14 protein-coding genes are annotated in these 18,593 nt (G+C 38.9%); 10 read left to right on the forward strand and 4 right to left on the reverse strand.

Annotated elements, in window-relative coordinates; translation table 11 throughout:
* Positions 1–5: 5 nt before the first annotated feature.
* From rpoC to V4B17_RS02025, 3 genes are all read left to right on the forward strand, one after another.
* Complete coding sequence (rpoC, locus tag V4B17_RS02015) at positions 6–4,217, forward strand: DNA-directed RNA polymerase subunit beta' (protein WP_455479838.1); 4,212 nt, start codon at positions 6–8, stop codon at positions 4,215–4,217.
* A 1,158-nt stretch (positions 4,218–5,375) separates the two neighbouring features.
* Positions 5,376–6,056, forward strand: a complete 681-nt coding sequence (locus V4B17_RS02020) for a nitroreductase (protein WP_455479839.1) — start codon at positions 5,376–5,378, stop codon at positions 6,054–6,056.
* A gap of 350 nt (positions 6,057–6,406) precedes the next feature.
* Positions 6,407–7,804 (forward strand): L-serine ammonia-lyase, encoded by a 1,398-nt coding sequence (locus tag V4B17_RS02025; RefSeq protein WP_455479840.1) that lies wholly within the window; start codon positions 6,407–6,409, stop codon positions 7,802–7,804.
* A gap of 685 nt (positions 7,805–8,489) precedes the next feature.
* On the opposite strand, the gene V4B17_RS02030 is transcribed toward V4B17_RS02025, so the two are convergent.
* Together V4B17_RS02030 and V4B17_RS02035 are read right to left on the reverse strand one after the other, a co-directional pair.
* Positions 8,490–8,768, reverse strand: a complete 279-nt coding sequence (locus V4B17_RS02030; protein ID WP_455479841.1) for a hypothetical protein — start codon at positions 8,766–8,768, stop codon at positions 8,490–8,492.
* A 31-nt stretch (positions 8,769–8,799) separates the two neighbouring features.
* Entirely contained in the window at positions 8,800–10,146 is a 1,347-nt protein-coding gene (locus V4B17_RS02035; protein WP_455479842.1) for a D-alanyl-D-alanine carboxypeptidase, read from the reverse strand.
* A gap of 243 nt (positions 10,147–10,389) precedes the next feature.
* Here V4B17_RS02035 and V4B17_RS02040 point away from each other — a divergent pair, with 243 nt between their 5' ends.
* Both V4B17_RS02040 and clpA read left to right on the forward strand, forming a co-directional pair.
* Entirely contained in the window at positions 10,390–10,761 is a 372-nt protein-coding gene (locus V4B17_RS02040; RefSeq protein WP_455479843.1) for an ATP-dependent Clp protease adaptor ClpS, read from the forward strand.
* A 6-nt stretch (positions 10,762–10,767) separates the two neighbouring features.
* Entirely contained in the window at positions 10,768–13,122 is a 2,355-nt protein-coding gene (gene clpA / locus V4B17_RS02045) for an ATP-dependent Clp protease ATP-binding subunit ClpA (RefSeq protein ID WP_455479844.1), read from the forward strand.
* A 5-nt stretch (positions 13,123–13,127) separates the two neighbouring features.
* On the opposite strand, the gene V4B17_RS02050 is transcribed toward clpA, so the two are convergent.
* Together V4B17_RS02050 and V4B17_RS02055 are read right to left on the reverse strand one after the other, a co-directional pair.
* On the reverse strand, positions 13,128–13,550 hold the full coding sequence (locus V4B17_RS02050; RefSeq protein ID WP_455479845.1) for an HIT family protein: 423 nt from the start codon (positions 13,548–13,550) through the stop codon (positions 13,128–13,130).
* A 137-nt stretch (positions 13,551–13,687) separates the two neighbouring features.
* Positions 13,688–14,149, reverse strand: a complete 462-nt coding sequence (locus tag V4B17_RS02055; RefSeq protein ID WP_455479846.1) for a RidA family protein — start codon at positions 14,147–14,149, stop codon at positions 13,688–13,690.
* 140 nt (positions 14,150–14,289) lie between these two features.
* Here V4B17_RS02055 and V4B17_RS02060 point away from each other — a divergent pair, with 140 nt between their 5' ends.
* From V4B17_RS02060 to frr, 5 genes are all read left to right on the forward strand, one after another.
* The gene (locus V4B17_RS02060; RefSeq protein WP_455479847.1) at positions 14,290–15,114 is read left to right on the forward strand and encodes a cell envelope integrity EipB family protein; all 825 of its coding nucleotides are present in this window, start codon (positions 14,290–14,292) and stop codon (positions 15,112–15,114) included.
* A gap of 158 nt (positions 15,115–15,272) precedes the next feature.
* Positions 15,273–16,046, forward strand: coding sequence for a 30S ribosomal protein S2 (gene rpsB, locus V4B17_RS02065; protein WP_455479848.1), 774 nt, complete (start codon positions 15,273–15,275; stop codon positions 16,044–16,046).
* 107 nt (positions 16,047–16,153) lie between these two features.
* Positions 16,154–17,077: a translation elongation factor Ts gene (gene tsf, locus V4B17_RS02070; protein WP_455479849.1), complete on the forward strand. Its 924-nt coding sequence runs from the start codon at positions 16,154–16,156 to the stop codon at positions 17,075–17,077.
* 162 nt (positions 17,078–17,239) lie between these two features.
* Entirely contained in the window at positions 17,240–17,959 is a 720-nt protein-coding gene (pyrH, locus tag V4B17_RS02075) for a UMP kinase (protein WP_455479850.1), read from the forward strand.
* A 26-nt stretch (positions 17,960–17,985) separates the two neighbouring features.
* The gene (gene frr, locus V4B17_RS02080; RefSeq protein ID WP_455479851.1) at positions 17,986–18,546 is read left to right on the forward strand and encodes a ribosome recycling factor; all 561 of its coding nucleotides are present in this window, start codon (positions 17,986–17,988) and stop codon (positions 18,544–18,546) included.
* Positions 18,547–18,593 lie beyond the last annotated feature (47 nt).

Genomic DNA, 18,593 nt, shown 5'->3' on the forward strand with positions numbered 1-18,593 from the left:
ACGGCATGAACCACGAGGTCATGAATCTTTTCAATCCTCAGGCGCCAGCGCAGACATTTGACTCTATTCGTATTTCCATTGCGAGCCCTGAGAAGATTTTGTCTTGGTCGTACGGTGAGATCAAGAAGCCTGAGACCATTAATTATAGAACTTTTAAGCCAGAGCGTGATGGCCTTTTTTGTGCACGTATATTTGGTCCTATTAAGGATTATGAATGTCTGTGCGGTAAATATAAACGCATGAAATATAAGGGTATTATCTGTGAGAAATGTGGTGTAGAGGTTACTCTTTCACGTGTGCGTCGTGAGCGTATGGGTCATATTGAGCTTGCGGCACCGGTTGCACATATTTGGTTCCTTAAATCGTTGCCAGGTCGAATTTCTACACTTTTAGATTTAACTTTGAAGGATATTGAGCGGGTTCTTTATTTTGAGAATTATATTGTAACAGAACCAGGTTTGACGTCCCTTAAGCTCCATCAGCTTCTTTCTGAAGAAGAGTATATGCTTGCTATTGATGAATTTGGAGAAGATCAGTTTACAGCTATGATTGGTGCTGAGGCTATTTACGAACTTCTAGCCAGCATGGAATTGGAGAAACTCGCGAATGATTTGCGCACCGAATTATCTGAGACAGTTTCGGAGTTAAAGCAGAAGAAGCTGATTAAACGGCTTAAGATCGTTGAGAGTTTTCTTGAGTCTGGTAATAAACCAGAGTGGATGATTATGAAGACGATTCCAGTCATTCCACCTGATTTGCGTCCATTGGTTCCACTTGATGGTGGGCGTTTCGCGACATCGGATCTGAATGATCTTTATCGACGTGTAATAAATCGTAATAACCGTTTGAAACGGTTGATTGAATTGCGTGCTCCTGGAATTATTGTGCGTAATGAAAAACGTATGGTGCAAGAAGCTGTCGATGCGTTATTTGATAATGGTCGGCGTGGGCGTGTAATTACTGGAGCAAATAAGCGTCCGTTAAAGTCTCTTTCGGATATGCTAAAGGGTAAGCAAGGGCGTTTTCGCCAAAATTTACTTGGAAAGCGTGTTGATTATTCTGGGCGTTCTGTTATCGTAACCGGTCCTGAATTAAAATTGCATCAATGTGGTCTTCCTAAAAAGATGGCTCTCGAGTTGTTTAAGCCGTTTATTTATGCACGGCTTGATGCGAAGGGGTATTCCTCAACTGTAAAACAAGCAAAGAAGCTTGTTGAGAAAGAGCATCCGGAAGTATGGGATATTTTAGATGAGGTTATTCGTGAACATCCTGTTTTGCTCAACCGTGCGCCGACATTGCATCGTTTGGGGATTCAAGCTTTTGAGCCTATCTTGATTGAAGGGAAAGCCATACAGCTTCACCCCTTGGTGTGTACTGCTTTTAATGCGGATTTTGATGGCGACCAGATGGCGGTTCATGTTCCACTTTCTCTTGAAGCACAGCTTGAAGCTCGTGTTTTGATGATGTCGACCAATAATATTCTTCATCCAGCCAATGGTGCACCAATTATTGTTCCTTCACAGGATATGGTTCTTGGTCTTTACTATCTTTCGATCGTTTCGGAAAAAGAACCAGGTGAAGGAATGGCTTTTTCTGATGTAGGTGAACTCCATCACGCTTTAGAAAATAAGGTTGTAACTCTTCATACGAAGATTAAAGGCCGCGTTAACAATGTGGGGAAGGATGGGAAAGAGGTTGCCAAACTTTATGATACAACACCCGGTCGCTTGATTATTGGGGAGCTTTTGCCGAAAAATTCGAATATTCCGTTTGATATTGTTAATCAAGAAATGACTAAAAAGAACATTTCTAAAATGATTGATCAGGTTTATCGACACTGTGGGCAGAAAGAAACAGTTATTTTCTGTGATCGTATTATGCAGCTTGGTTTTTCTTATGCGTGTCGTGCAGGAATTTCTTTTGGCAAGGATGATATGGTCATCCCAGATAGCAAATCGCGTTTGGTTGCAGAAACGGAATCTTTAGCTAAAGAATATGAACAGCAATATAATGATGGTTTGATTACGCAAGGTGAAAAATATAATAAGGTCGTTGATGCCTGGGGTAAATGTACGGATCGCGTTGCGGATGAAATGATGAAACGTATTCAGGCTATTGAGTTTGATCCTAAGACAGGTCGTCAGAGGCCAATGAATTCTATCTATATGATGTCACATTCTGGTGCACGTGGTTCTGCTAATCAGATGAAGCAGTTGGCTGGCATGCGCGGATTAATGGCAAAGCCATCGGGTGAAATCATTGAAACACCAATTATTTCAAATTTTAAGGAAGGTCTAACTGTTAACGAGTACTTCAATTCGACTCACGGTGCACGTAAAGGGCTTGCTGATACTGCGTTAAAAACAGCAAATTCTGGTTATTTAACACGTCGTCTTGTTGATGTTGCACAGGATGCTATTATTTCAGCAGTTGATTGTGGTACTGCAAAGGGGCTTACTATGCAACCTATTGTTGATGCGGGGCAAATTGTTGCATCTCTTGGGCAAAGGATTCTTGGTCGTACAGCGCTTATTGATATTTTACATCCAGTTTCTGGAGAAGTTATCCTTGAAGGTGGTGCGATGATTGAGGAAGCTGATATTGCTAAGATTGAAGAAGCTGGAATTCAGTCTGTTCAAATCCGTTCTGCTTTGACATGTGAGACGCGTCTTGGTGTTTGTGCTAAATGTTATGGTCGTGATTTGGCACGTGGAACACCAGTGAATCAGGGGGAGGCTGTTGGTGTTATTGCGGCTCAGTCCATTGGTGAACCAGGAACTCAGCTTACTATGCGTACTTTCCACCTAGGGGGAACGGCTCAAGTTGTGGATTCATCTCATTTAGAAGCCTCCTATGAAGGTACAGTGGAGATTCGTAATCGCAATGTGGTTCGCAATTCTGAAGGTCATTTGGTGGTTATGGGGCGTAATATGGCTATCCTTATCAAAGACGAGTCTGGAAAAGAGCGTGTAGTGCATCGCGTTAGCTACGGTGCGCATATTTTCGTTGATGATGGTGATGTTGTTAAGTGTGGGCAACGCATAGCAGAATGGGATCCTTACACACGTCCAATTTTAACTGAAGTTGAAGGTTATGTGGGTTTTGAAGACATGATTGATGGTTTATCAGTTACTGAAACGGCTGATGAGTCTACCGGTATTACGAAGCGTTTGGTGATTGATTGGCGCGCTAATCCACGTGGTGCTGATCTAAAACCAGCCATTATCATCCACACAGATAAAAAAGGTGAAAACATTGCTAAATTATATAAGGGGGGTGAGGCTCGTTATATGATGTCGGTAGAAACCATTCTTTCTGTTGAGCCTGGTTCGCATGTTAAGGCTGGCGATGTTATTGCTCGCTTGCCAATGGAAAGCGCTAAGACAAAAGATATTACAGGTGGTTTACCACGTGTGGCTGAGCTTTTTGAAGCGCGACGTCCAAAAGATCATGCTATTATTGCTGAAATCAGTGGCACAATTCGTTTTGGTCGTGGTTATAAGAATAAGCGTCGTATTATCATCGAACCAAATGATGAAACTCTTGAATCGGTAGAATATTTAATTCCAAAGGGCAAATTGTTTCACTTCCAAGAGGGCGATCAAATTGAAAAAGGAGATTATATTCTCGATGGTAATCCAGCTCCTCATGATATCTTAGCGATTAAGGGTGTTGAAGCTTTGGCGTCTTATCTTGTTAATGAAATTCAAGAAGTTTATCGCTTGCAAGGTGTTTTAATTAATGACAAACATATTGAAGTGATTGTTCGTCAGATGTTGCAAAAAGTTGAGATTACTGAATCTGGAGATTCAGGTTATATTGCAGGTGATAATGTTGATCGTATTGAACTTGATGAAATCAATGATAATTTGATTGCAGAAGGGAAGAGACCCGCATCTGGTACTCCCATCCTTCTTGGAATTACGAAAGCATCTCTTCAAACGCCCTCCTTTATTTCGGCAGCATCGTTTCAGGAAACAACAAGAGTGCTTACTGAGGCAGCTGTTTCTGGTAAAATTGATACTTTGCAAGGTCTTAAGGAAAATGTTATTGTTGGTCGTCTCATTCCTGCAGGTACGGGCGGTACAATTGCTCAAATTCGCCGTATTGCTACAGTTCGTGATGACCTGATTGTAGATGAGCGGCGTAAGTCTAGCAATAATGAAATAGCTAGGGCTATGTTGACAAATATGACAACTGAAGCGGTTGCTGAATAATTTGTATATATATTAAAAAATTGACATAAGAGCGCCTGAATATAAAATTCGGGCGTTTTTTACAGATCGTGGAATGCAGAATCTCCATGTTTTTCTAAAAAATATGACTTTAAAAGTTGTAAGGCGGCTATTATTTTAAGCATTTTTCTGGCTTATTGTATTTTCTTATAATGATATTCATCTTTTCATTCGCTTCTCATTTATAAAGTTCTTATTTTACAGTGGGATAGAAAGTTTATTTCCAATATATTTAAGGTTAAAAAGTGCGTATGGCGATAGGTTGCCATGTGTTAAGGGAATAGGGTTAAATTGTCTGAAAATAAGATAGCTACTGATTTTGAATACTGAGAGATTTTTTTGGATTGATATATTGAAAAGGTGTTATAATGGGTTGTTAAAAATCTTTTCTGTAATCCGAACAATAATTGATTTTCTGCTGTGTGATATTTGCATGACGAGAAAATTCTGTGTTTTTTATATTTTTAAAATTGAGAAAAGTAGAAGATAAAAAGCTAATTAAAACTTTATAAAAAGCGGATATCTGGTAACAGTATATCTACAAAATGGAATGATAAAATTTATGCATGTTATTTCAATTGGCTAATTGACGCACGAACTTTCAACAACTGCTTAGAATTTGCATTATTATGAAGAAGAAGGGATTTTTGTGTTTTTTCGCCATGGAAGTGCACAGCTTTATACGCAAACGAATCTTCACAGTCTAAAATAAATACTGCGTGCTAAAAATAGTTAAATTTTATTTGTCCACAATATTTGATATGTCGACCATAGTCATGAAGCTATCTGATGATAAGAAAAAGCTTGAAGAATTAATAAAAAACGGGCTTATTTATAGCAAATGCAGCGTGATATTGATAATTTCCTGCATGATTTAGAATGCATAGGGAAAATTTTTTGAGAATTTAGCCGAATTAAGAATTAATCGTTGATTATAAAGTTTATTTTACATTCATTTTTTGATGAGAGAAATGAACTGTATGCTCTTTAATGGTAGGCATTGATAGAGACTCAAATATGGTAAGTCTTTCGAAAAAGCAGAGCGAATGAAAAATAGTTGCAAAGGCGTTGCAACACATCGGCTATGAATGAAAAAACAACTATATTTAAATTCACTTTTCAAAAGAGAAAGTAAAAACAATGACGAATGATTCTCCTATTGATATTTTCCAGTCTATTCTGACACGTAAGTCGATTCGCGCTTTTACTCACCAGCCAGTTTCACACGAAACGATCAAAGAAATCTTAAAATTTGCGGCTCGTGCACCATCTGGAACAAATATTCAACCATGGCAAGTCATTGTTCTTACAGGGGGTGTACTGCAAAAAGTAGGACAAGAACTTTCCCAACTCGCACTCTCAGGTGTAAAAGGAGAACGTGAATTTTGTTATTATCCACGTCAATGGCGTGAACCTTATCTTTCAAGACGTCGGAAAATTGGTTTGGATCTTTATAAGAGTCTTGGAATTCAAAAAGACGATCAGGAAAAAATACTTCGCCAAAAAGCGCGGAATTTTTCATTTTTTGGTGCGCCTGTAGGACTTTTGTTTACAATGAATTACGACATGGAAATGGGGAGCTGGCTTGATTTAGGGATGTTTATGCAGAGCATTATGTTAGCAGCGCGTGGGTTTGGATTAGATACATGTCCTCAAGCTGCTTTTGCTGATTATCATAAACAAATTCGTATACTTTTGTCAGTACCTTCTGATCAGCGCATTATTTGTGGCATGGCACTTGGCTATCGCGATGAGAGTGCCCCAGAAAACAATTTTGAGACTGAACGTGAACCAATTGAGAGTTTTGTACGCTTTATTTAATTATATTTATGGAGACATTTTTGTAAGTGAGCGTAATTTTTAAAGAGCTTAGGGTGTTATAAAAATATTTCGGTGAGAACCTCTCACTCTTATCAAATTTTTATATTGCATGTTAACGCTTATTTTACTACCTTTAAAGAATTAAGAGAGTAGTTATTCTACGACCATTGTTCATTTTGAAGGTTGGCTATGGAAAGCGCTATAGAAGGAAAGTGTTGGATGGTAGCAAGACGAGCGACGGTTATATTTATTGCTGTCATTCTTTTAGCTTATCTTACAATTTGATTTTAAATGGGACAAGTGTGATAAAAAAGCGTATACTCAAGCTTTATGTAGTTTTGAGGTGGTGAGTGTTTTTGTCCGTTTTTGAAATCTTTAAAATTGGTATTGGTCCTTCTAGTTCACATACGATGGGGCCGATGACGGCTGCTAATATGTTTTTGCGAGAGATTTTAGCACGGAATTTTTCTCAGTCACTTGATGCTGAAGTCTTTCGTGTACGTGTTTATCTTTATGGTTCTTTGGCCTTCACAGGAATTGGTCATGCTACAGATAAAGCTATTATATTAGGGCTTTTGGGAGAAAAAGCCTCTACTGTTGATCCTGATCGTATGGGATTTTTGTTGGAAAAAGTTACACGTGAAAAGAAAGTGCAGCCAGAAGGTCATTCTACCTATCAGTTTGATTTGCAAAGTGATCTTATTTTTGAACGAAACAAATCTTTACCAGGGCATGCCAATGGACTTGTGTTTGAAGGGATTGATGCTGATGGGAATATTCTTTTGCGGCGGATTTATTATTCTATCGGTGGTGGTTTTGTTGTGACTGAGGATGAATTAAGCTATATGAATGGTGATATACAACCAGAAACATTTGAGGTTCCATACCCCTTTGATTCTGCGCATCAAATGTTATCAATGGCAGAAAAATCAGGATTTTCAATTGCTGAAATGAAGCGCATAAACGAAGAAACAAAGATGGAGCGTTCTACTCTTGATAGAGGGCTCGACAAAATTTTTTCAGCCATGACAAATTGCATTGACAGAGGACTTTCACAAGAAGGCGAGTTGCCAGGTGGATTACATGTTTTACGACGTGCTAAAAAACTGCATGAAACGCTTTTGGAAAATCGAAAGAAAAATCGCAATTACCCGTTTTGTGCAAATGATTGGCTTTCTGTATATGCCATAGCAGTTAATGAGGAAAATGCTGCTGGTGGTCGTGTTGTTACGGCACCGACAAATGGGGCAGCTGGTGTTATACCTGCAGTTCTGCGTTACTACCTTCAGTTTAATGATGGTTCAGATAGAGAAGGAATACATAATTTTTTGTTGACGGCGGCAGCTATAGGTGGTGTCATCAAACATAATGCCTCTATTTCTGGTGCAGAAGTTGGCTGTCAAGGTGAAGTTGGGACGGCGTCGTCAATGGCAGCTGCGGGGTTGACAGCGGCGTTAGGTGGTACACCGGCTCAAATTGAAAATGCAGCAGAGATTGCCCTTGAGCATCATTTAGGAATGACGTGTGATCCAGTTGCAGGTCTTGTGCAGGTTCCTTGTATTGAGCGTAATGCAATGGGGGCTGTTAAGGCGGTGACGGCTTCTTCTCTTGCTTTGCACGGTAATGGGGATCATTTTGTTTCTCTTGATGCTTGTATAGAAACGATGCGTCAGACTGGACATGATATGAGTGAACGCTATAAAGAAACAAGTAAAGCTGGTCTTGCAGTCAATGTTATATCCTGTTAAAGTGTGAAGTGGATATTTGATCTTGTAGATTATTGAGGGGTTATTTATTGCTTACGAAAATACAGGTGGATACCATCATTATAGTTTTTTAGCTCCCAATGTTGCCAGCCACTCTAGATACTAAGATAGTTTATAAAAGAGGTATATGCGATTCTTTCTTAAGCATTTTTTATCTAACACAGCAATATCTACTTGTAATGTATACGCAAGTGGTTTTTGTCGTTTTATTTTATGTGGATTTGAAGTGATGGCATATTCCTGGATCAAGGTTTATCATTACAAAATGTAAAGGGATGAATTATCCGAGGGTATATTATTCAATAAGAAAATTTTTTCAAGCTGCTTTATGTTTAAGAAAATATCATGAGTTTTGGAGACGGCTTAGGTGATTTGTTATATCGTTTATGTTGCTTGGGCGGGTTTGTGTGTTATTGAAAAGAATTTTCTTCATTAAGTTATTACAATGGTATCTAAACAATGAGGGAAGCTGACATTTGATGCTTTCTGTGCCCTTTAAGAGATGGTTTCGTTAAAAAATTGATCAGGTGGTTAAAGAGCAATTTACAACCGCAATTCGTATAAATTTAAAGGAAGACGTGTGCGTACTAAAGAATTTTTAAAAACTTCTAGGCAATGCGCTCATACTCTTATTTATAAAATAATTCTTGTAAAATTATCTATAGAACTAGCCGTTTGTTGAACCTAGATGGATTTTAATAGGTACATTGCCGGTTTTGCTCGCAACGCGTAAATGAATGCGTACAGGAGGCATTACGAGACGACGATTTCGCGTTGTCTGGCAAATAAGAAGGTTTACAAGAGACTTCGTATCTAATGTTGCTGGAGCATATTTTAAATGAGCAAGTCTTGTTGCAGCATCGTGAAGAGAACGCAACGAGAGAAAAGATGATTGCTTCAATAATTTTTCTTTTTCAGAGGATGAAGCAAGAGCATTATGTATCATGACACTATCCTTAACGCGAATTCAAAAACTCCTAGTAAGCTACAGTATAGCAGTTAAAATTTGCTTTCTTTAATGTAGAACAAGCATTAAGTGCGGCTTTTTTTGATTGAAATCCAACAAACCGCGCACGATAATAGCGGTGTCCGCTTTTTTCAAACAATTGCATATGTGAAGATGCATTTTTTAAAGAAGAATAAGCTGTATTTTTTGCTTTTAAAAGCAAAGTTTTTGCTTGTTCTTTACCGGGAAGAGAACCAATTTGGATGGCCCATCCAGCGTTTGTGAATAAAGAAGCTGTAATAATTTTTTTCTCATCGGGTATAGTTTTCTGAGGGTTAGGAATTGGTATAATCACCTTGTTTACAGCAGCTATAGGCATATTTGAATTTCTAGGCTGTTCTACAAATTTTGCGAACAGTGGAGAGATTTCATCATCTGAATTTACTGGCTCAGCTTTAACGATTGGTACAGGAATGTTCGCACCAGTGGGTAAATTATAGTGTGCAGAAGCCATTAAACGTCCATTGGTTTTCATCTGGCTCGCTTTTGGCAAATATTGGCTCAATAAGCTAGCCATATGTTCATCACGTGCGGTAGAAGATTTGCCTCCCATAACGACAGCAACGACGGAGCGCCCATCAAGACGAATCGAAGTCGCTAAATTAAAACCTGACATTTGTGTGTAGCCTGTCTTAATTCCATCGACACCCTTCATTACTTTGACGAGTTTATTATGATTATTAATTATCTGTCCACGAAAATTAAAGCTTTTTATTTTGAATAATTTATACTGTTGTGGAAAATGTTTTCGTAGAGCTAATGATAAAGTGGCCATATCCCGTGCTGTGGTATAATTGCGCACATCCGGAAGTCCTGAAGCATTTGCGAAATGCGTATGTATCATGCCAAGTTTGCGGGCTTTATCTGTCATCATTTGAGCGAATTTTTTTTCACTCCCGCCAAGATATTCTGCAATGGCAGCAGCAACATCATTTGCTGACCGTGTGATGAGCGCTTTAGCTGCTGCTTCTGCAGAAATTGTTTCACCTGCTTTAAATCCGATTTTTGTTGGTGGGCGCATTGTTGCATAACGTGAGATGGGGATAGGTGTATTTGGTGGTACGCGACGCATATGCATAGCTTCAAAGAGCATATACAGCGTCATCATTTTTGCCAAAGAAGCAGGATAACGTTTCAGCGTTGCATTGGCTTCAAATAAAGCTTTTCCTGTATTTGCATCCATAACAATGGCAGCATATTTATCAGGATAGACTCCTTGAGGAGTGGCTGATGCCCAGGAGTAAGAAAGAGCTAAAGCAAAAAACGCAATTGCTACCCTTTTGTAGCAGCGCACAATTTTTTGGCAATTAATATACACTTGCAGTACCCTATTGCTCCATCTACTCTGAACGACTTCTGTAAAGCCCCTTTTATCTGCAGCTTGTTTACACAATTTAGGCGAATGGTATTACTAATTTGTTTACAGAAATTATTTTGTGAGTTTCCATATTTGACTTAAATCTAATCATAAAAGAAAGTTTTCTTCTTTACACAAACAGGTATTGCAATAGTTACGAAAGAACCTAAAATTAACAGAAAATGTGCCTCACGGGAAATGATAATGGCACAGAAGCGAATAACGAATCCTATAGCGTATATTATGCACAAAGAAAAGGGCGATAATTGGGATGAAATCGAGCTTAATGCTATTGTAATGCCAAAGATTAGGTTAAAATTGCAAAAGCCTAAGTTATATCGGGTATTTTTACTTAATGATGATTATACCTCTATGGATTTTGTTGTTTTTGTTTTGAAAAACTTTTTTAAGAAAAATTTCGAAGAAGCAATACGTATTATGTTAAATGTCCATTGTAATGGGGTAGGCGAATGCGGAACTTATAGTTATGAAGTCGCCGAAATGAAAATAGTACAAATGAGGAAATGCGCACGTCAAAATGAATATTCATTACAATATGTAATGGATGGGAAGTGAGGGATTATGCCATCTTTTACACCTAGCCTTGAAGAAGTTTTGCGTCGTGCATTAACAATCGCTACCCAGGCGCGGCATGAATATGCGACATTAGAGCACCTTTTGCTTGCTCTGCTAGATGATGCTGATGCAAATTCAGTTATTCAGGCTTGTCAGGTAGATGTAGAGGAATTGCGAGAACGTCTAATAAATTATATACAGTCAGAGTTGGATGTACAGATTAAAGCTGATGAAGATACAAAACCAACGACATTTTTTCAGCGTGCTATTCAACGTGCGGTGATTCATGCTCAATCAGCTGGAAAAGATGAAGTATCAGGGGCAAATGTTCTCGTTGCAATTTTTTCTGAACGTGAAAGTTATGCAGCATATTTTCTTCAAGAGATGGGAATGACACGCTATGATGCTGTGCGTTTCATTTCACATGGTATCACACGGGATGAGGGATTATCCATGTTACTTGAGGGGATTGAAGAGCAATTAGATCAACAGATTTCAGACAATGATGAAAAGGTAACGAGTGCGTTGACGAGTTATTGTGTTGATCTCAATTGTAAAGCACGCAACGGAAAAATTGATTTATTAATTGGTCGTGAAGCAGAAATTTCACGCATGATTCAGGTTTTGTGTCGAAGATCAAAAAACAATCCGCTTTTGGTTGGTGATCCTGGAGTTGGAAAAACCGCTATAATTGAGGGGTTGGCGAAACGCATTATTGATGGGAAAGTTCCTGAAGTTTTATCAAATGCAACGATATTTTCTCTTGATATGGGAGGGCTTATTGCGGGCACACGTTATCGTGGTGATTTTGAAGAACGATTAAAACAAGTTATTAAAGAATTTGAGCAGTATCCAGATGCTATTTTATTTATTGATGAAATTCATACCTTAATTAGAGCGGGGGCTACATTGGGAGGGAATATGGATGCGGCAAATCTTTTAAAACCTGCATTATCTTCCGGAGTTATTAGATGTATTGGTTCGACGACTTACAGAGAATATCGCAAAATTTTTGAACAAGATCGTGCTTTAGAGCGCCGTTTTCAGAAGATTGATGTTAACGAACCTTCTATCGCTGATGCAATTAAAATTTTGCAGGGGTTGAAGTCTTATTTTGAAAATTTTCATCAGATAAAATACACTGATGAAGCAATGAGGGCATCTGTAGAATTGTCATCACGTTATATGATTGATCGTCGATTACCTGATAAAGCAATTGATGTTGTTGATGAAAGTGGTGCAGCACAAAAGCTTTTGCCAAAAAAACAACGAAAAAAGAGTATAGGCGTTAAAGAAATTGAAGCAACAGTTGCCACTATGGCAAGGATTCCACCAAAAACAGTTTCTGGTGATGATCAAAAAATTCTTGGTAATCTTGAAAGAGAATTAAAACATGTTGTTTATGGACAAGATCAGGCAATTTCCGCTTTGGTGTCGTCAATTAAATTGGCGCGAGCAGGATTGCGCGAATCAGATAAACCAATAGGAAGTTATTTATTTTCGGGACCAACAGGCGTAGGAAAAACTGAAGTTGCAAAACAACTTGCATCTTCTTTAGGCATTGAACTGTTGCGTTTTGACATGTCAGAGTATATGGAACGGCACACGGTAGCACGCTTAATAGGAGCTCCTCCAGGTTATATAGGGTTTGACCAAGGGGGGCTTTTGACCGATGCAGTTGATCAAAAACCTCACGCTGTTCTCTTGCTGGATGAGATTGAAAAAGCGCATCCAGACTTGTTTAATATCTTACTGCAGGTGATGGATTACGGCAAGTTAACAGACCATAATGGCAAAAAAATTGATTTCCACAATATCATTTTAATCATGACGACCAATGCCGGTGCTTCAGATATGGCAAAATCAGCCATTGGATTTGGCAAAGTGTACCGCGATGGTGATGATATTGAAGCGATTAATCGATTCTTTATGCCGGAATTTCGTAACCGGTTAGATGCGATCATTCCATTTTCACCTTTATCTCAGGAAACTATCAGCCAGATTGTGCAAAAATTTATTTTTCAGCTTGAAGCGCAATTAGCTGAACGAGGAGTTTGTTTTGGATTAACTCCCCCTGCAATAATCTGGCTCGCTAACAAAGGATACAATTCTCAAATGGGGGCACGTCCATTGATTCGTGTTATACAAGAACATATTAAAAAGCCATTAGCTGACGAAATTTTATTTGGAAAGTTACGCAATGGTGGCATGGTACGTGTCTTGACACAAAAATTAAATGGGGAAAAAGAGAAGTTGCAGTTAAAAATTTCACCTTCTGATATGTCTGTTGATTCGAATAACAGAAAAATGGTGCATTCTACAAAAAAACGTGTGAAGAAAAAAGCTCAACAACTTAAATAAGTGCTTTAAAGAGCTGCACGGATTTTTTTTGCATTTTCTTCAAGGATTTCTGTAGACGTTATAACATTATTATGAAGGGAAATCTCTATTCCTTCCATACGCGGTATAATATGGAAATGGAGATGATAAACGGTTTGTTGACTAGCTGCTTCATTAAATTGCATAATTGTTATACCATCTGCTTGAAAAGCTTTTTTAACAGCTCTAGCGATTTTTTGAACGGCTTTGATAACTGGAAACAGTATTTCAGTATCTGCATCCAGTAAGTTTCTAAAGCCTTTTCTGGGAATAACCAGCGTATGACCTGGTGCTTGTGGCATAATGTCCATAAATGCAATGACATCTTCGTCTTCATAGACACGAACAGAAGGGATTTCATTGCGAATCAACTTAGCAAAAATATTGTTATTGTCATAAGTTTTTTTCATACAAATACTTCCTTTTATGAATTTTTATTCAAAATTTTAATTTCAAAACTGAAGAATGTAAAAGTTAGTAGAGAGTTAGAGGAGAGATTTCGCATTCAATTGTCGCTTTATGCAGATGCGTAGCCATCTATGAAAATTTAGATTTCTATGATGGCCTCAACTTCTACTGGAGCATCCATAGGAAGAGAGGTAACACCAATAGCAGAACGTGCATGTTTCCCAGCTTCACCAAAAATATTGACGAGCAAATCAGAAGCTCCATTAGCGATAAGAGGAATATCAGTAAAATGAGGATCTACAGCGACAAAAACGGTGATTTTTATTACACGTTTTATTCTATTTAAATCACCAAGAGTCGCCTTGATTTGTGCGAGAACATTGAGTGTACAGACTTCAGCTGCTTTTTTTGCTTGTTCGGCACTAACGGTTGCACCAACTTTCCCAGTTGCTACGAGCTTTCCGTAAGAAAAAGGTAGTTGTCCAGAAATAAAAAGCTGATTGCCGTTTTGTGAGGTTGTTACATAATTAGCAATAGGTTGCATTGCTTCGGGAAGGGCGATTCCTAATTTTTTTAAATGGATTTCAATCACATCTGTCATAATTTAAACTCCATAGCTATTTTATTGTATATTGCATAGACTATTTTTTGGTCCAAGGAAATGTGTGATCAACTGAGAAGAGAGCCTTTTTTACCTTATTATATGATGTTATGCGTTAGGGATATAATGGGAAGTTGAGAATGATCAGATCGTTGTTTGTAATAATTTTATATGTTGTTTTTTTAGGCACGGCGAAAGCTGATGAACCAATTTTTGTTGCACCTCATCGGGCTATCTATGATTTTCAACTAGATAGTGTTTCTCATGAAATGGCAATTTTGGGGATGTCAGGGCGAATGGTTTACGAGCTTACAGGTTCAGAATGTCAGGGCTATACCACACGGTTTCGTTTTATCAGCCGTATTCATATTGAAGATATGCCGGTACGTTTAACTGACCAACAGACGACGAGTTATGAAACAGGTGACAGTCGTACATTTCATTTCAGTGTTACAGATCAAGTTGGACAAGAGGTTGCACACCGTGTCGAAGGAGTAGCAGAGCGTGTTCAGAATGGAATTATAGTTAAACTAAAAAAGCCAAAGGAAAAAGAATACAAGCTTGCAATGGCTGAGTTTCCAATTATGCAATTAAAGAATATTATCCGCCATGCAAAAGCAGGCGACCATTTCTACCATGCCACTGTATTTGATGGAACAGACAAAGCAGATAAAGTGATAAAAGAAAGTATAGTCATTGGCGAGAAGAAGATACAGCTATCTGGTGCTGAAACGAAAAAAATAGGAAAATTAGATGAGGAGCAATATTGGCCCATTACGATTTCTTATTTTGATGATATAGAAAGGAAAGATGGTTTGCCAGTCTATCGTACCAGTTTCTTCTTATATGAAAATGGTGTTATGCGTGATCTACATATAGATTATGGGACTTTTGTAGTGCGTGCAAAATTGAACAGTCTTGAGTTTTTTGAAGCTGAAAAAGATATTAATCGATGTAACCACTAAATGGTTGCAGAAAATAACTTGAAAAAGAATTAAATATTAGTATGGTAGCGTTATTCCACACGCGGAATTTGGGTGTTTGCAAAAAAAATCTTGCAAACGTCCGCCGGTAGTAGGATTACCTGCTTTTTTCGCGGAGGTTGAACCGGAAAGGATAAGCTATGGCACTGCCAGATTTTACTATGCACCAGCTTTTAGAAGCGGGTGTGCATTTTGGACACCAGTCTCACCGCTGGAATCCCAAAATGGCTCCTTATATTTATGGTGAGCGTAATAATATCCATATTATTGATCTTGCTCAGACTGTACCCCTTTTACATCAAGCGCTTAAGCTTGTTTCAGATACGGTTGCGCGCGGTGGCCGCATTCTCTTTGTTGGTACTAAGCGGCAGGCATCTGATATTATTGCTGATGCGGCAAATCGTTCGGCGCAATATTATGTTAATGCGCGCTGGCTTGGCGGCATGCTCACAAACTGGAAAACGATTTCCCATTCGATACACCGTTTGCGTAAACTGGACAAAATTCTTGCTGCTGAAGCGCAAGGTTTTACCAAAAAAGAACGTTTAAATCTTGAACGTGATCGTGAAAAGCTTAATCGTGCTCTTGGTGGCATTAAAGATATGGGATCCGTTCCAGATCTTATATTTGTTATCGATACAAATAAAGAAAATATTGCTATTCAAGAAGCAAAACGTTTAGGTATTCCGGTTATTGCTATTATTGATACTAACTGTGACCCTGATAATGTTACCCATCCAATTCCAGGTAACGATGATGCGTCGCGTGCAATTTCTCTTTATTGTGATCTTTTTGCTCGCGCAGCTCTTGATGGTATTGCGCGCCAACAAGGCGCAATGGGTGTCGATTTAGGAGCTCAAGTTGATGCACCTGTAGAACCTGTTTTGGAAGATGCGATTCCAGTTTCTGAGTAATATTAAAAACGCCCGTTGGGGTAATTATTTTCTAGGGAAAAGGCTATAGGCGTGCACGGGGATTTCCTTTTTGCACGCTTTTACCGTTACAGAATAAAGAGGCAAATATGAGCGTTACTGCTGCACAAGTAAAAGAACTTCGAGAATTGTCAGGTGCTGGTATGATGGACTGTAAAGCAGCACTGGCGGATACCAATGGTGATATGGAGGCCGCTGTTGATTGGCTTCGTAAAAAAGGGATAGCCAAAGCAGATAAAAAAGCTGATCGTACGGCGGCTGAGGGATTGATCGGAACTGTATCAAATGGTTCAAGCGCGGTTTTAGTTGAAATTAATTCTGAAACAGATTTTGTGGCGCGCAATGAACTATTCCAAGAGATTGTGCGCAATGTAGCGACAGCTGCTTTGGATACACAGGGTGGTGTTGAATCTGTTTCGGCATCTCTTTACCCTGGTTCTGAGAAGACAGTTGAGGTAACAATTAAGGACGCAATTGGTACCATTGGCGAAAATATGACATTTAGGCGCTCCATTAAACTTTCTGTTGAGAATGGTGTCGTTGCTACTTATATACATAACAGTGTGGCTGAAGGGCTTGGTAAACTTGGTGTTTTGGTTGCTGTTGAAACTACAGGAAATAAGGAGGCTGCTGCTATTTTTGGTCGGCAGGTCGCTATGCATATTGCTGCAACAAATCCGTTAGCGCTAACAGCGGAAGATGTTGATTCCGGTGCTGTTGAGCGTGAGAAAGCGATTTTTTCGGATCAGGCACGTCAGTCTGGAAAGCCTCAAAATATTATTGAAAAAATGGTAGAGGGGCGCATGCGTAAGTTTTACGAAGAAGTTGTTTTACTGTCTCAGGCTTTCGTTATAAATCCTGATATTACTGTTGAGGCAGCTTTAAAAGATGCTGAAAAATTGATTGGGGCGCCAGCAAAAATTACAGGTTTTATTCGTTTTGCATTGGGTGAAGGTGTGGAAAAAAAAGAATCTGATTTTGCAGCAGAGGTTGCTGCTGCTGCTAAAGGGTAGCTTTTTGTAAACTATTGGTAAGAGATTTTAAATCGTACCATTGATTATAAAATCACTAGAGAGTAAAAAATATTGATTATTGAGAGGGCGTCACGTGGCAAAGTGGTGCCCTTAGTGATATCAAAAGCAAAAAGTAAAAGTGCTTTTGGGGAGAGATTATCAATGGTATTAGCATTTCAGTATAAACGCATCCTTTTAAAGGTTTCTGGTGAAGCTCTTATGGGGGAACAGAGCTTTGGAATTGATGTTTCGGTTGCAGATCGTATCGCTGCTGATATTTCTGAAGTGCGGGCAATGGGTGTAGAGGTTGCTATTGTTATAGGTGGAGGCAATATTTTCCGCGGTGTTGCTGTTGCTTCACATGGTGGCGATCGTGTAACGGGTGATCATATGGGAATGCTCGCAACTGCTATTAATTCTTTAGCGTTGCGAACGTCATTGACAAAGTTAGGAGTCGAAACAGTTGTATTATCTGCAATTGCTATGCCACAAATTTGTGAGAGTTTTTCACAGCGTAAAGCTATAAATTATATGAATCAAGAAAAAGTCGTTATTTTTGCTGGTGGTACTGGTAATCCATTTTTCACTACTGATTCTGCTGCTACTTTACGTGCGGCAGAAATTGGTGCGGATGTTCTCTTAAAGGGAACACAAGTAGATGGTATTTATTCTGCAGATCCTAAAATAGACCCTACGGCTAAGCGCTTTGATCAATTAACACACGTGGAGATTTTACAGTTAGGACTGTCTGTTATGGATACAACTGCTGTTACCTTAGCGCGCGAGAACAATGTGCCGATTATTGTATATTCTATTCATGAAAAAGGTGGTTTAGCGAAGGTATTGAATGGAACTGGACGGTTCACGATAGTATCGGAATGAAGATAATCTTACAAGGAGACAGAAATATGAGTATTGCATCGATTATGGATGATCTGAAATGTCGTATGGGCGGAGCGATTTCGGCTTTTAAACATGAATTAGGTGGTTTGCGGACTGGGCGAGCATCAGCCAGTTTATTAGAGCCGCTGACAATTGAGGCTTATGGTTCTGTTGTCCATATAAATCAGGTTGCAAATATTTCTGTTCCAGAACCGCGGATGCTTTTAGTTTCTGTGTGGGATAAAACGATGGTCGGAGATGTGGAGCGTGCTATTCGCAATTCTGGCCTCGGTTTAAATCCCATAACGGACGGTATGAATTTGCGTATTCCTTTACCTGAATTAAATGAAGAGCGCCGTAAAGAACTCGTAAAAATTGCACGTCATTATGCAGAGTTAGCTCGTGTCGCCGCTCGCCATGTTCGTCGGGATGGCATGGACAATTTAAAAAAATTAGAGAAAGAAGGTCAAATTTGTCAAGATGAAACCCATAGTTTTTCAGATAAAGTTCAAAAACTTACGGATGAAACCATTGCTGATATTGATAAAATTTTAGCTGCGAAAGAATCTGAAATTATGCATATTTAAGGCGATTTTGTCGCTAGAGAAAATGTTAATATCTGTGTTTTGTAATA

This window comes from Bartonella sp. B23, from assembly GCF_053793815.1.

What these genes read in the sequence shown, in the direction of transcription:
- V4B17_RS02055 (WP_455479846.1), bottom strand. Translation starts at nt 14,149, where the DNA reads ATGACAGATGTGATTGAAATCCATTTAAAAAAATTAGGAATCGCCCTT.
- V4B17_RS02020 (WP_455479839.1), top strand. Translation starts at nt 5,376, where the DNA reads ATGACGAATGATTCTCCTATTGATATTTTCCAGTCTATTCTGACACGT.
- V4B17_RS02030 (WP_455479841.1), bottom strand. Translation starts at nt 8,768, where the DNA reads ATGATACATAATGCTCTTGCTTCATCCTCTGAAAAAGAAAAATTATTG.
- frr (WP_455479851.1), top strand. Translation starts at nt 17,986, where the DNA reads ATGAGTATTGCATCGATTATGGATGATCTGAAATGTCGTATGGGCGGA.
- clpA (WP_455479844.1), top strand. Translation starts at nt 10,768, where the DNA reads ATGCCATCTTTTACACCTAGCCTTGAAGAAGTTTTGCGTCGTGCATTA.
- tsf (WP_455479849.1), top strand. Translation starts at nt 16,154, where the DNA reads ATGAGCGTTACTGCTGCACAAGTAAAAGAACTTCGAGAATTGTCAGGT.
- rpsB (WP_455479848.1), top strand. Translation starts at nt 15,273, where the DNA reads ATGGCACTGCCAGATTTTACTATGCACCAGCTTTTAGAAGCGGGTGTG.
- rpoC (WP_455479838.1), top strand. Translation starts at nt 6, where the DNA reads ATGAACCACGAGGTCATGAATCTTTTCAATCCTCAGGCGCCAGCGCAG.
- pyrH (WP_455479850.1), top strand. Translation starts at nt 17,240, where the DNA reads ATGGTATTAGCATTTCAGTATAAACGCATCCTTTTAAAGGTTTCTGGT.
- V4B17_RS02050 (WP_455479845.1), bottom strand. Translation starts at nt 13,550, where the DNA reads ATGAAAAAAACTTATGACAATAACAATATTTTTGCTAAGTTGATTCGC.
- V4B17_RS02060 (WP_455479847.1), top strand. Translation starts at nt 14,290, where the DNA reads ATGATCAGATCGTTGTTTGTAATAATTTTATATGTTGTTTTTTTAGGC.
- V4B17_RS02040 (WP_455479843.1), top strand. Translation starts at nt 10,390, where the DNA reads ATGGCACAGAAGCGAATAACGAATCCTATAGCGTATATTATGCACAAA.